The organism is Sporosarcina sp. P12(2017), assembly GCF_002743035.1.
In the GTDB taxonomy this organism is placed as follows: Bacteria; Bacillota; Bacilli; order Bacillales_A; family Planococcaceae; genus Sporosarcina; species Sporosarcina ureae.
The window spans coordinates 47,398-61,383 of the sequence record NZ_PDYL01000021.1 but is presented as its reverse complement, the minus strand read 5'-3'; the positions used below and the strand labels follow the sequence as shown (position 1 = coordinate 61,383).

General features: G+C 43.3%; 13 protein-coding genes, 1 tRNA gene and 1 rRNA gene. 12 read left to right on the top strand and 3 right to left on the bottom strand.

All coding sequences use genetic code 11. The features are described from left to right. Positions 1–18 precede the first annotated feature (18 nt). The 6 genes from rrf (at position 19) to tsaD (ending at position 2,991) form a co-directional block, all read left to right on the top strand. Positions 19–134, top strand: a 5S ribosomal RNA gene (gene rrf / locus CSV80_RS15325). Positions 135–159: 25 nt separating this feature from the next. Next, a tRNA-Asp gene (locus CSV80_RS15320) sits at positions 160–235 on the top strand. A gap of 144 nt (positions 236–379) precedes the next feature. Next, positions 380–829: a tRNA (adenosine(37)-N6)-threonylcarbamoyltransferase complex ATPase subunit type 1 TsaE gene (gene tsaE / locus CSV80_RS15315; protein ID WP_199084003.1), complete on the top strand. Its 450-nt coding sequence runs from the start codon at positions 380–382 to the stop codon at positions 827–829. Beyond that, positions 826–1,527: a tRNA (adenosine(37)-N6)-threonylcarbamoyltransferase complex dimerization subunit type 1 TsaB gene (gene tsaB / locus CSV80_RS15310; protein ID WP_099671692.1), complete on the top strand. Its 702-nt coding sequence runs from the start codon at positions 826–828 to the stop codon at positions 1,525–1,527. The genes tsaE and tsaB overlap by 4 nt, the downstream gene beginning before the upstream one ends. Beyond that, positions 1,520–1,969 (top strand): ribosomal protein S18-alanine N-acetyltransferase, encoded by a 450-nt coding sequence (gene rimI, locus CSV80_RS15305; protein WP_099671691.1) that lies wholly within the window; start codon positions 1,520–1,522, stop codon positions 1,967–1,969. The genes tsaB and rimI overlap by 8 nt, the downstream gene beginning before the upstream one ends. Further along, positions 1,969–2,991: a tRNA (adenosine(37)-N6)-threonylcarbamoyltransferase complex transferase subunit TsaD gene (tsaD, locus tag CSV80_RS15300; RefSeq protein ID WP_029055055.1), complete on the top strand. Its 1,023-nt coding sequence runs from the start codon at positions 1,969–1,971 to the stop codon at positions 2,989–2,991. Before rimI ends, tsaD begins: the two co-directional genes overlap by 1 nt. A 788-nt stretch (positions 2,992–3,779) precedes the next feature. Here the strand turns inward: tsaD and CSV80_RS15295 are convergent. After that, entirely contained in the window at positions 3,780–5,723 is a 1,944-nt protein-coding gene (locus CSV80_RS15295) for an ABC-F family ATP-binding cassette domain-containing protein (RefSeq protein WP_099671690.1), read from the bottom strand. 153 nt (positions 5,724–5,876) lie between these two features. Between CSV80_RS15295 and CSV80_RS15290 the strand changes: the two genes are divergently transcribed. The 4 genes from CSV80_RS15290 to dacB all read left to right on the top strand — a co-directional run bounded on the left by CSV80_RS15290 (position 5,877) and on the right by dacB (position 9,225). Further along, the gene (locus CSV80_RS15290; protein ID WP_099671689.1) at positions 5,877–6,524 is read left to right on the top strand and encodes a redox-sensing transcriptional repressor Rex; all 648 of its coding nucleotides are present in this window, start codon (positions 5,877–5,879) and stop codon (positions 6,522–6,524) included. A 63-nt stretch (positions 6,525–6,587) separates the two neighbouring features. Beyond that, on the top strand, positions 6,588–6,779 hold the full coding sequence (locus tag CSV80_RS15285) for a twin-arginine translocase TatA/TatE family subunit (RefSeq protein ID WP_029055052.1): 192 nt from the start codon (positions 6,588–6,590) through the stop codon (positions 6,777–6,779). A 17-nt stretch (positions 6,780–6,796) separates the two neighbouring features. Continuing rightward, a complete protein-coding gene (gene tatC, locus CSV80_RS15280; RefSeq protein WP_099635414.1) occupies positions 6,797–7,600 on the top strand; it encodes a twin-arginine translocase subunit TatC in 804 nt (267 codons plus the stop codon). Between the two features lie 134 nt (positions 7,601–7,734). Next, entirely contained in the window at positions 7,735–9,225 is a 1,491-nt protein-coding gene (gene dacB / locus CSV80_RS15275; protein ID WP_099671688.1) for a D-alanyl-D-alanine carboxypeptidase/D-alanyl-D-alanine endopeptidase, read from the top strand. Positions 9,226–9,775: 550 nt separating this feature from the next. On the opposite strand, the gene CSV80_RS15265 is transcribed toward dacB, so the two are convergent. Then, a complete protein-coding gene (locus tag CSV80_RS15265; RefSeq protein ID WP_233201621.1) occupies positions 9,776–10,507 on the bottom strand; it encodes a CPBP family intramembrane glutamic endopeptidase in 732 nt (243 codons plus the stop codon). A gap of 186 nt (positions 10,508–10,693) precedes the next feature. Here CSV80_RS15265 and groES point away from each other — a divergent pair, with 186 nt between their 5' ends. Together groES and groL are read left to right on the top strand one after the other, a co-directional pair. Beyond that, positions 10,694–10,978, top strand: coding sequence for a co-chaperone GroES (gene groES, locus CSV80_RS15260; protein WP_029055048.1), 285 nt, complete (start codon positions 10,694–10,696; stop codon positions 10,976–10,978). Between the two features lie 57 nt (positions 10,979–11,035). Then, complete coding sequence (gene groL, locus CSV80_RS15255) at positions 11,036–12,673, top strand: chaperonin GroEL (protein ID WP_099671686.1); 1,638 nt, start codon at positions 11,036–11,038, stop codon at positions 12,671–12,673. A gap of 196 nt (positions 12,674–12,869) precedes the next feature. On the opposite strand, the gene CSV80_RS15250 is transcribed toward groL, so the two are convergent. Beyond that, entirely contained in the window at positions 12,870–13,505 is a 636-nt protein-coding gene (locus CSV80_RS15250; protein ID WP_099671685.1) for a 2OG-Fe(II) oxygenase, read from the bottom strand. Between the last annotated feature and the right edge of the window lie 481 nt (positions 13,506–13,986).

The following is a 13,986-nucleotide window of genomic DNA, read 5'->3' as shown; positions in this document are numbered from 1 at the left end:
CAAGCTTTACTCAAAGAGTCTAGTAACGATGGCGAAGAGGTCACACCCGTTCCCATACCGAACACGGAAGTTAAGCTCTTCAGCGCCGATGGTAGTTGGGGGTTTCCCCCTGTGAGAGTAGGACGTTGCTAGGCTTTATTTTTTTGGTTTCTTTTCAGTGGTCCCGTGGTGTAGCGGTTAACATGCCTGCCTGTCACGCAGGAGATCGCGGGTTCGATTCCCGTCGGGACCGCCATATTTTAACATTCCAAAACGATTTCACCTTAACGGGTGTGATCGTTTTTTTATTGTAAATAAACGAGGCTGTCTTCTTAGCTTTTGTTTTCTAAGGTTTTTCTGTACACTAGTACTATAATAGGAAGAGAAGGGTGAGTTAGCTGTGTGGGAGAAAGAAATCGAAACCGTTGAGGAGATGGAGAAGCTAGCTGCCCAGATCGGTGGGTATCTAAGACCTCCTGACGTGCTGACACTTGAAGGTGATCTCGGAGCTGGTAAGACAACATTCACAAAAGCGCTTGCAAAAGCAATCGGTATCACACGGACCGTCAGCAGTCCTACTTTTACGATTATCAAGCAGTATGAAGGGGATTTCCCTTTCAATCATTTGGATGTATATCGATTAGCCAATAGCGAGGAAGACTTAGGTTGGGACGAACTGTTTTATGGAGATGCGATTTCTGTGGTGGAATGGGCTCAATTTATTCATGAAGAGTTGCCTGAACATCGGTTGGAATTAGTCATCCATCATACGGGGCCTGATTGCCGCAGAGTTGAGTGTACGCCAAAAGGTGAACGATTTACACGTATTTGTGAGGAGATTTTTACATGATATGGTTAGGTATAGATACAGCAAATTCACCTTTATCTGTAGCAATTGTTAAAGATGATGGATTACTGATCGAAGAGTCAAGCATGATGAAGGTCAATCATTCGCTTCGCGCGATGCTAGCAGTAGAAGAAGCGTGTCGTAAAGCAGACATTACTCCTTCGGAAATAGATGCGATTGCTGTTTCAGAAGGACCAGGTTCCTATACTGGTGTCCGCATTGGCGTGACAATTGCAAAGACACTAGCTTGGACGCTTGATAAACCACTTTATGGTGTATCGAGTCTGAAGGCTTTAGCGGTGAATGGACAACTGTTTAACGGTCTAATCTGTTCCGTGATTGACGCGAGAAGATCTAACGTCTACGCAGGTGTCTATCGTGCGAAGGGGACTGAACTGATCAATGTTCTAGAAGATCAGCACTGTGCACTTGCAGAGTTGCTGGAGAAGTTACAAGAGTATAACGAAGCAATCTTATTTGTTGGAGAAGATGTAAAATTGCATGAATCAACTATTCGTGAACATCTTGGAGAGCTAGCACATGTAGCTCCGTTTGCATTGAATGTGCCACGTGCATCTTCTGCTATATTACTGGCTCAAAGTGCAGAACAACCGGAAACAGTGCATACGTTTACGCCACAGTATAAGCGTATTACTGAGGCAGAAGCCAATTTGGTGAAGAAGGGGTCTTCCCATGATTAATGAAGTACTATTTAGAAAGATGACGCATGATGATATACCGGCAGTTGCAGGTATAGAACTCGAATCATTTGCGACGCCTTGGACAGAAGAGATTTTTGATCATGAATTAACAGGAAATGCGTATGCTCATTATATTGTAGCGGAACTTGACGGTGAAGTAATTGGGCATTGCGGTATGTGGATTGTTCTCGATGAATGTCATATTACCAATGTGGCCGTACTTTCGGCTCACCGAGGTAAAGGATACGGAGAAGATCTGATGCGTCAGGCGATGGAGCTGTGCCGCTTGAATGAAGTGAAAACCATGACGCTTGAAGTGCGTGTTAGCAATGAAACAGCACGGACATTGTATCGTAAGCTAGGTTTTCAAGAAGGCAGCATAAGGAAAAACTATTATACAGACGACCATGAAGATGGGCTCGTCATGTGGGTGGAATTCTAATGGATAAAAATCATTATATTTTAGGTATTGAAACGAGCTGTGATGAAACCGCAGCTTCTATAGTCAAAAATGGAACGGAGATTATCTCTTCTATAGTATCGTCACAAATCCAGCAGCAAAAGCAATTCGGCGGTGTTGTTCCCGAAATAGCTTCGCGTCTGCATGTGGAACAAATCACACTGGTGATTCAGGAAGCTTTGAATGAAGCGAAGCTTGTACCAAGTGATTTGGAAGCCGTCACTGTGACAGAAGGACCTGGGTTAGTGGGGGCACTGTTGATCGGTATCAATGCAGCGAAGGCTTTCGCCTTTGCAAATCAGTTACCGTTGATAGGTGTCCATCATATTGCAGGACATGTTTATGCCAATCAATTGATCCATGAAATGGAGTTCCCTTTGCTGGCGCTCATCGTCTCAGGTGGTCATACGGAGCTTGTCGTTATGAAGTCGCATGGGTCATTCGAATTGATTGGTGAAACGCGTGATGACGCAGCAGGTGAAGCCTATGACAAAGTAGCTCGTGTACTTGGTTTGCCTTATCCAGGAGGACCGCAAGTAGATCAGCTAGCACTGGCGAGTGATGAGAGTATTGATTTCCCGCGCGCTTGGCTCGAAAAAGATTCGTATGACTTCAGTTTTAGCGGATTGAAATCTTCGGTTATTAATTATAAGCATAATATCGAGCAAAAAGGCGGAAAGATCAATCATAATCATGTTGCGGCGGGCTTTCAACAAAGTGTTGTCGATGTACTGACTGTCAAGACAGTGAAAGCTGCAAAAGAATATGATGTGAAGCAAGTGATTGCAGCAGGCGGTGTAGCTGCCAATCAAGGACTACGAAAATCGTTAACTACTGCGCTTGAAAAAGAGGGAATTCCTTTTTATGTTCCACCTATTTCATTGTGTACAGATAATGCGGCTATGATTGCTGCGGCTGGCTATGAGATGTGGAAAAGCGGCGTTCGAAGTGATTTAAGTATGAATGGTCGTCCTGGTATGCCATTAAAATCATGGAATTATTGAAGATACACACAGTTTGCTAACTTTCAGCAAATTGTGTGTTTTTTTGTTAGACGAAAATTAGATTGTCAAGAGGGAACGTTCGTACTTATGCACAATTTGTGGATAGAATGTGAGTAACATTCGTAACCTGTGAATGGTAAACGGATACATTTTGGATAACTATGTGGACTAATAAACAGGTAATTGTGGATAAGGTGGATAACTATGTTCATATGTGTTCAAATGGGGATTTACTCTGTGGAGAAGATTGTGGAGAAATAAAGTGTATTTTAGCTTACAATTTTAAGTAAAAGTATGAAAATGACGAATGATAGGAGGAAAGGAATGATTCTTGTCGTAATTTGTCGTGAGATTGTTCGGATAATATAGTTGAAGCATCATATTTTTACACAAGCGCTCTATAGAATGTGACGACCGCTCTATGCGAAGTCGTCACCGCTCATACTTTCTGCGCGACGGCTCTATGCGAAGTTGTCACCGCTCATACAATCTGCGCTACCGCTCTATACGAAGTCGTCACCGCTCATACTTCCCCCGTGACCGCTCTATGCGAAGCTGTCACCGCTCATACTTTCTGCGCGACCGCTCTATGCGAAGTCATAACCGCTCATACTTTCTGCGCGACCGCTCTATGCGAAGTCATAACCGCTCATACTTTCTGCGCGACCGCTCATACTCTCCCCGCAACCGCTCTATCCATCACCACCACCGCTCATAACCAATGCAATATAAACAAAAAAGCATCAAGAACCAATCAGTTCTCAATGCTCATTTTGTATTACATTAATTCATAGATCCAGACGTCTTTCTAAGTTTTCTAACTCATCTTGAAGTAACAGCCACTCTTCTGATTGTTCGTCATGGACGGCTTGGATTTCATCGATTTGGCGTTGGATATTCATTAGCTCAATGTGGTCGTTCGCCAGTTCGGGTTCTAGTAGTTTTGCTTGCAAAGTTTCAATTTCTTCGTCGAAAGCTTCGAGTTTTTTCTCTAAGTCAGCAATGGATCTCGTTAGCCGGCGTTCGTGACGTTGGTTTTCTTTATTCGCTACTTCTTTCTTGACGATGGGCTTTTTTAATTGTTGTTCAAGTCGTGTGGCAGCTAGTATTTCCTCCATCTCAGTTTTTTTCTCGATGAAGTAATCGTAGTCGCCCAGATACTCAACTGCGCCATCGTCACTCATTTCAATAACTTTGGTTGCGATTCGGTTGATAAAGTATCGGTCATGTGACACGAACAGAATCGTTCCAGGGAAATCGTCAAGTGCATTTTCTAATATCTCTTTGCTGTCGAGATCTAAATGATTCGTTGGCTCGTCCAAGATCAGTGTATTGGATTTCTCGAGCATTAATTGTGCTAATGAAAGACGGGCTTTTTCTCCGCCTGACAAGGAAGAGACGAGTTTTTCTATGTCGTCGCCCGTGAACAAGAAGCGTCCAAGTAGTGAGCGGACATCTTTTTCATTCATTTGTGGCCAGTCATCCCATATTTCCTGCAAAACGTTACCAGAACCGATGAGTGTTGCCTGGTTTTGGTCGTAGTAACCAAATTGAACATTTGTCCCATAACGGATTTCGCCGCCCATTAGTTCATTGCGTTTAACAATGGTTTTAAGTAACGTTGATTTGCCGACACCGTTCGGACCGATAAATGCTACGCGATCACCTTTATAAATACGCAGATGAATATTCTTCGATACAGGCTCTTCGCCATAGCCAATTTTGACATCGTCTAGCGACAGTACATCGTTACCGCTCGGTCGATCAATCGAAAAGGAGAAGTTCGCGGATTTCTCGTCGCCATCAGGGGAGTCCATCCAGTCTCTACGCTCTAGTTGTTTACGTCGGCTTTTCGCCATTTTGGAAGTCGATGCACGCGCAATATTCTTCTGAATAAACTCTTCCAGTTTAGCACGTTCATCCTTTTCCTGACTGAACAACTTCTGATCACGTTCGTAGTTTTTCGCTTTCTCGTCTAAGTACGAACTGTAATTACCACTGTACCTTGAGACTTTCCGTCGAGACACTTCATAAACAGTTGTAACTACCTTATCGAGGAAGTACCGGTCATGCGAAACGATTAGAATTGCACCTTCGTAACCCGATAAGTATCGTTCAAGCCAGTTCAGTGTTTCGATATCCAAGTGATTTGTCGGTTCATCAAGTATCAATAAGTCTGGCTTGCTCAGAAGCATCCTTGCAAGCGCTAGACGAGTTTTTTGACCGCCAGATAGTAAATGCACAGGCTTCTCGAAGTCATCTGGGTAAAACCGCATGCCATGCAGCACAGAACGGGCATCGGCTTCAAACTGATAGCCACCCGCTTCCTTAAATTCAATTTGCAGTTCATCGTATTCCGTCATGACGCGAGCATAGCGATCTGCATCTTCATATACCGCAGGATTCGACATTTCATGCTCTAGCGTGCGCAGGCGACTTTCCTTTTCACGAAGGGGTGCGAATACCGTCATCACTTCATCCCAAATCGTCAATTCCGAATCCAGTCCGCTGTGCTGCTCGAGATAGCCCATGCGTACATCTTTCGGAATGATAATATCTCCTTCGTCAGCGGATAGTTCACCTGCAATTATTTTCAATAATGTCGATTTTCCAGCACCGTTCCGTCCAACTAGTGCGACGCGATCTCGATGCTGTACTTCGAGACGGACGTTCTCTAGTAGATCCGTGCCTGAAAAAGACTTGGTCAGTCCATTCACTTGTAAAATAATCAAGCCCCACACCTCTATTCTTTATCAGTTTAATGGAATGAGGCGTCCCATGCAATAATCGGCTTTACAATGAACTCGTTGTGCTGTACGATAAAAGCGGCTATACCCTTGTTTAGGGGTTGGTCATTGAAGTGACAATGGAGGTAGGGCACAGCTGTGAGTAAACCTAGAATTCCACAGGCAACATCAAAACGGTTGCCATTATATTATAGATTTTTACGAAATTATGCAGATAAAGGCGTACAACGTATTTCATCAGGCGAATTAAGTGAAGCGATGAAAATTGATGCGGCGACCATCCGAAGAGATTTCTCACATTTCGGAGCGCTTGGACGTAAAGGGTACGGCTATGACGTCGATTCCTTGTTGCAATTCTTCCGCGAAACACTCGATCAAGATGAAGAAACCAATGTGGCATTGATTGGCGTAGGTAGTCTCGGAAACGCCTTTTTGAAATACAATTTCCAAAAGATTCATAACACGAAAATTGTCGTGGCATTCGATCCAAAAGCACCGTATGAAGGTGAATTGAAGAACGATATTCTTATCTATCCACCTGATCGTATTGAAGAGAAAATTAATGAATTAGGCATTGAAATGGTCATTTTGACCGTTCCATCACGTGTGGCACAGGAATTGACCGATCGTCTCGCTACAACGTCTGTGAAAGGGATTTTGAACTTTACTCCTGAACGCTTGGCTGTACCAGATACAATCCGCATTCAGACAATCGACTTGTCTGTTGAGCTGCAAACATTGATTTATCTCATTAAAACGGACGTAAAAGATTCACAAATTACGTGACACTGTAATAGTAAAATCATAGGTTTTCATGTAGAATAGACATATTATGAGGAGGTGGCCAACATGGCTCCAGGTATCGGAAGTTTACTGATTATCGCTGTGATTGCATTGCTTATATTTGGTCCTAAGAAATTACCTGAAATCGGTAAAGCGTTCGGTTCTTCATTGCGCGAGTTCAAAAACGCAACTAAAGGCCTTACAGATGACGAAGATGACGTGAAAAAGGTTGAAGACAAGAAAGAAGAAGTGCGCTGAGTTAGGGTGTTATTCTGATGGCAGATAAAGACTTAACAATCATTGAACATATAGATGAAGTTCGAAAACGGCTGATGGTAATCGTCGTTTTCTTTATTGTTGGGGCAATCGGTAGTTTCTTTTTGGCGAAGCCGCTGATTAATTTTATACAGTTCGATACACCGGCTGAACAAGTCACATTGAATGCATTTAACGTCGTAGATCCAGTCGTGATCTATTTGAAGGTCATTGTATTTCTTGCGATTGTTATTATTTCACCGGTCATCATGTATCAATTTTGGGCCTTTATTTCACCGGGACTTCGTGACTTAGAACGGCGTGTCACGCTGTCATATATCCCGTTCGCTTTTCTCCTGTTTTTAGCAGGAATCAGTTTCTCTTATTTTATATTGCTCCCGTATGTCATGAAATTCATGATTAATCTGTCGGGTCAATTAAACATTGAGCAGACAATCGGTATTAACGAATATTTCTCTTTTTTATTCTCGCTACTATTGCCGTTCGGTTTCGTCTTTCAGTTACCGATTGTCATTTTATTTTTATCACGTCTTGGTGTGTTGCAACCTAAAGTACTCGTCAAAATACGAAAAGTTGCGTATTTCGTTTTATTCGTACTGGCTGCGTTCATTACACCACCAGACATCGTATCGCATTTATTCACCACGGTTCCGCTATTCATCTTGTATGAGGTCAGTATCGTGATCTCGCGTCTAGGTTATCGGAAGTTCGAGAAAGCGGAACGTCTACGCCAGATGGAAGAAGTGAAAGCAGAGCAACAGCGTCAGATTGATGAAGTGATGAATAAAACGGACGATAAGTAAACCCATTCAGATCCTCTTGCTAACGCAGGAGGATTTTTTGCGTTTATGGTACCGTGGTCGAATATGGGTTCATTTACCAATACTCCTATGGTAAACTATCTAAGAATAGAATGAGTAGGGGGAATTGAATACAAGTGAATAGTAAAAAGACTCCAACTAGTTGGAGCAAGTGGTTACTAGGTGCGATGTTGCTTATGGCGAGTGTTATGACTCCAGTTATAGAAGGTCAGGCAGCTGTGGCTCAGCCGTCCTATAAAGGCTTAGAAACAGGGATTAATCAAGTGATTTCAAGCCAGCGTATGCGTGGTACACGAAGCAGTGTTATCGTACGTGAAGCGGATACTCATCGCATTGTCTATCAATACCGTAGAAATCAAGGTATCACGCCCGCTTCGAACGTAAAAGTATTGACAAGTACAGCAGCTCTTGAAATATTAGGGAAAGATTATACATTCGATACAGATGTCTTAACGAACGGTACAGTGAAAAACGGTATCCTAGACGGTCATCTATATTTGCGCGGGACAGGCGATCCAACATTACTTGAAGCTGACTTATTGCGCATGGCTCGCCAAATGCGTGAATCAGGTATTAAAGCCGTAACAGGACATATCGTGGCGGATGATACATGGTTTGATACACAACGTCTATCACCCGGTATTTATAAATCAGATGAAACTTATTACTACGCAGCGCAAGTTTCGGCACTGACAATCTCGCCGAATAAAGATTACGACGCAGGTACGACAATTGTCCAAGCGAAGCCGACACGAAATGGTAGGGCGGGAGCAGTCACATTGACACCGCACACAGACATCGTAAAAGTCGTCAATCGCACACGCACTGTACCGAAAAACCAACGCAATACCGTCACAATGAAACGTCAGCACGGAACGAACACGATTATCGTTTCGGGCAATATTCCTCTTAACTCAAATGGCAATCGCCAATGGGTGACGGTATCCAATCCGACAGCTTATACAGCAGACGTCTTCAAACGTGCACTAGCTAAAGAAGGGATTAAGCTTCAACCGACTGCTCGTGTAACACGCGGGAAAACTCCCGAGAATACAAAGTTACTCGCAAAGAAAGAATCGATGTCATTGTATTATTTGATGATGCCATTCATGAAGTACAGCAACAACTCTCATGCTGAGATTTTGGCAAAGTCGATGGGACGTGCAGTATACAATGAAGGAAGCTGGAATGCTGGCTTGCGTGTCGTCAGAGAAACGTTAGAAAAAGACGGCATTAGCACGAAAGGTATGTATGTAGAGGATGGTTCAGGTATGTCGCATAAAAACAAAATCCCTTCTGAGAAGATTGCAGAAGTGTTGTATGTCGCTCAATCTAAGGAATGGTATCCAGCGTTTGAGCGTTCGTTGCCAATCGCAGGCGTAAATGACCGCATGTTAGGCGGGACGTTGCGCAACCGTTTGACGAGTCCTGTTGTCAGGGGCAAGGTGCAGGCAAAGACCGGTTCGCTCAACGGCACGGATTCGTTGTCGGGCTATGTGACGACAAAGAGTGGGCAAGAGCTGATCTTTAGTATTTTGACAGAGAACGTGAGAGGAACAGCGAAGCCTGATATTGATAAGATGGTGCAGGTTATGGCAGCTCAGTAAAGGTTTTGAGAGTGGGGAAGGCGCCGTTGATCGACGTTCCAGGCGGACGCTTTCCCATGGGCGTGGCCTTGAGCCGCTTCCCTCACTTCGTTCAGTCCAGGGTCTCAAGGCGCACGCTTATCCATCGGGAGTCGCCGCCTTCCACTTACGATCAACTACTGTTGTGTTCTGAAGTTTGATAGATAAAGAAAAAGTAAGAACATAGACAGTGCTTAAATATGCTTTCTAATCGCATATTGATAAATAGGTTTATACTCTTGTACTTGAACTTAGATAAGTTGAAAGGCAACAATAGTTCAGGCAATACCACCAGTGAGTGATCTATATCGATACACTTTAAAAGTAGGGATTGGAGTGGAAGCAGGGGCGACTCCTGGAGGATCAGCGCGAGTTCGAGACCCCACAGGAGCGCACTTTGCGACGAGGAGGCTCGGGCCGTGCCCTCGGGAAAGCGTCCCCTGTTGGAATTCCAATCCCCGAACCACAGGCCTGATTCATCTTTCTGCATATTCATATTTAAAAAATCTCCCCTTGAATGGGGAGATTTTTTCTATTGTAGTAATGTTATGATACTCTGTTGCATATCTTGTAATTGTTGCAGTTTATCCGCATTCCATTGCACGACAGTGACGAAACTGTTCATGAGGAAATGGGCAATCATCGGGGTCAGTAGGCGCTTGGTCTTGTAATAGACGAAGGCGAACGCTAGACCTGGCATCAAGTACATGAGCAAGTGTTGTAACTCATTATGCACTGCTGCGAAGACGATGGCGCTGACAATCGCAGCAACCCAGAAGTTCGTCTTTGTGTACAAGCCACCGAAGATAATCCGGCGGAACACGACTTCTTCGAGGAACGGTGCAAACAACACCATGGCAAAAATGATAATAGGTGCGGTTTTCGAGATGTTTGACAATAACTCCGTATTCTCGGAGCCAGTGGCCACACCGAACACTGACTCAATCGCAGCGCCTACAATTTGTCCAGCCATGGCGAGGAAGAAACCAAGTACTCCCCATAGAAGAACGCTTCCGAATCCCGATGGCTTTCCTTTAAATACAGGTAAGAACTTTTTATTACGTAACAGGATCACAGCGATTATGAGTGCAGCGATACCTTGCGTGATGAATAATGTCCAAGCGAACCCTTGAGAAACGGCCTCTATCTTGGACAAGTCTTTGCCGGTGAAGTAAACAATTAATTCAGGGGCAAGAAAAATGCTGGTAATCTGGAGCAACACATACGACATGAAGATCATCAGAGCAACAACCCAGTTTTTCACGGTGCACAACCTTTCCTCCATACATGTTGATTAGTTTAACGCGAAAAAAGGCGTTTGGCAAAAGAAGAAAATGTCGAACACTTTTACTTGCAATAATGTATGGAATTCTTTATTATTAGAATTATATTAGCACTCGATATAAGTGAGTGCTAAAAATTACACATTATCTCGAGGAGGTTGTTTCATTTGTTGAAACCACTAGGTGACCGTATCATTATCGAATTAATCGAAGCAGAAGAAAAAACATCAAGCGGTATTGTTCTACCGGACTCTGCGAAAGAGAAGCCACAAGAAGGTAAAGTGATCGCTGCTGGTACAGGCCGTGTTCTTGAGAACGGACAGCGCGTTGAACTAGAAGTATCTGAAGGCGACCGCATCATCTTCTCTAAATACGCAGGCACTGAAGTGAAGTATGAAGGTACAGAATACTTAATCCTTCGTGAAAGTGATATTCTTGCAATTATTGGATAATTAATTAAAACGTAAATATAGTAGACAAATAGAAAACTCTGGAGGGAATCATTTACAATGGCTAAAGAACTTAAATTTAACGAAGAAGCACGTTCCGCAATGCTCCGCGGTGTAGATACACTAGCAGATGCTGTAAAAGTAACACTTGGGCCAAAAGGTCGTAACGTCGTACTTGAGCGAAAATTCGGTTCACCACTCATCACGAATGATGGTGTAACCATTGCAAAAGAAATCGAGCTTGAGAATGCATTCGAAAACATGGGCGCAAAGCTTGTAGCAGAAGTTGCATCGAAGACAAATGACATCGCAGGTGACGGAACAACAACAGCAACTGTCCTTGCTCAAGCTATGATCCGTGAAGGCTTGAAGAACGTAACAGCTGGCGCAAACCCAGTCGGTATCCGTAAAGGAATCGAAAAAGCAGTAGTCGCAGCCGTGGAAGGTCTTCAAAGCGTTTCAGATGAAATCGAAAGCAGACAAGAAATTGCACAAGTTGCGGCAATCTCTTCTGGAGACGAAGAAGTCGGAGAGTTAATTTCACAAGCAATGGAGCGCGTAGGCAACGACGGTGTTATCACAATTGAAGAATCTAAAGGCTTTATAACAGAGCTCGATGTAGTAGAAGGTATGCAATTCGACCGTGGTTACGCATCTGCTTATATGGCAACAGATACAGACAAAATGGAAGCAGTGCTTGAAAATCCATATGTCTTAATTACAGATAAGAAAATCAACAATATCCAAGAAATTCTACCAGTGCTTGAACAAGTTGTTCAGCAAGGTAAACCATTGTTGATCATTGCAGAAGATGTTGAAGGTGAAGCTCTAGCTACACTAGTGGTCAACAAACTACGCGGTACATTCAACGCAGTGGCTGTTAAAGCACCAGGCTTCGGTGATCGCCGTAAAGCTATGCTTGAAGACATCGCAATCCTAACTGGTGGACAGGTAATCACAGAAGATCTAGGACTTGATCTGAAATCTGCTGACCTGACATCACTAGGACGCGCTGCGAAAATCGTCGTTACAAAAGACAACACAACAATCGTTGAAGGTAGCGGTGACGCAGGTTCTATCGAGTCACGTGTAGGCCAAATTCGTTCACAGTTGGAAGAAACAACTTCTGAATTCGACAAAGAGAAATTGCAAGAACGTCTAGCTAAACTAGCTGGCGGTGTAGCAGTCATCAAAGTCGGAGCTGCAACTGAAACAGAGTTGAAAGAGCGTAAACTTCGTATCGAAGACGCATTAAACTCAACACGTGCGGCAGTAGAAGAAGGAATCGTATCGGGTGGCGGTACTGCACTCGTGAACGTCTATAAGCAAGTAGAAACATTACTTGAAGACACGGAAGGCGACGTAGCAACAGGTATTAAGATTGTACTTCGTGCACTCGAAGAACCAGTACGTCAAATCGCAACAAACGCGGGCCTTGAAGGTTCTATCGTAGTAGACCGCTTGAAGCGCGAAGAAGTCGGCGTCGGCTTTAACGCAGCAGAAGGCACATGGGTTAACATGGTGGAAGCTGGAATCGTGGATCCAACAAAAGTAACTCGTTATGCACTTCAAAACGCAGCATCTGTAGCGGCTATGTTCTTAACTACTGAAGCTGTTGTTGCAGACCTACCAGAACCAGCAGGTGCAGCAGGAATGCCTGATATGGGCGGTATGGGTGGAATGGGCGGCATGATGTAAGTCAAGCTGCTCTAATTTAAAAGCGTCAACTCCTAATTATTTAGGAGTTGACGCTTTTTATAGTTTATTTACGTAAGAAATAATGACCATCTCGATTAACGAGAATACTTAAATTTTTGGATCCGTTTTATATAATAGCTATCTTGAACTAAACACTCATCTACGGATACTGACTGATCAGGTTTAGCCAAGCTCTTCACCGCACTCTTTGCTTCCTCATCCACTGCGTCGCTACAAATTTCTCTCCGATTTCCAACGGTGCACCACCATGCAACGTCAAGTCGTTCAACAGTGGATCGTTATAGAAATACTCGAAATAGACGGCCATTCCTTTTTGGGGAGTGACAGACAGTTTCAGGTGGGGGAAGAACGTTTCGCCGCCTTGTTCGACATCGTTCAAGTACATGACGAGCGTACTGATTCGGTTATTGGTAACGTTGCTCGCTGCTGAGAAGAAGTCATGATGTGCTTTATATTCCTGGCCTGGCAGATAGCGCAATACTTGAAGTCTTTCACCGTGTTCGATTGGGATATTCATAACCGCTTCAATCCGTTTTTCAATTCTCGTGACAATCAAGTTATCAGGTTCTTCAATGAACATACCGCTGCTAGTTCTAATCTCGTTTTCTGCATGAACTGTTCCGATTTTGGATCGTTTCATCTTGTCAGTTGACAGCCGGATCAGTTCGTCACATTCTTCATCGCTTAGCATATTGCCTAAGACAACAACTAATGGTTCATCGACTTTCGCAATAATTTCGATGTCACGGTCAGCTACGATTTTCTTTCCTCTATGATTAAATATGGTTTGTTCTCTATTTTCCGCTATCAACTTTGAGCACCTCTTTACTAGTTTGATTTCTATAAATCAAATACAGTGTTACGTAGTGAGTGTACAGCGAATATAGGACTTCTCTTGAGTTTCACACTTCCTCTAGTAAAATGAATTCAATATATTTTAGCATGCTAGATTGCTTGACGTAAATTCAGAATGTAGTCAAAAAGGTAGTGATATATAACTGTTTTTTACAATCCATTATCTATTGCTGAAATACCTGTACAGGTAAAGGGTTTTTGATAGTTGGAAAAAGCGTTCTAGCTATAGTAGTCTAAACGTATCAAAGAACTGACCTTGTTGTTATTATACGCAACATCTTGGAAAGATGAGGATTTCCCGAATGATGCGAAGGGTTAATTAAGTCCTAGTGTGAAAAGCAGTCATAAGTGTTTTTATACACTTGTAAAAAACAAACTTGAATGTTTAAACATTCATGAAATTTTGTGCACAGCGTTTAATATTTGAAAGACTTTGG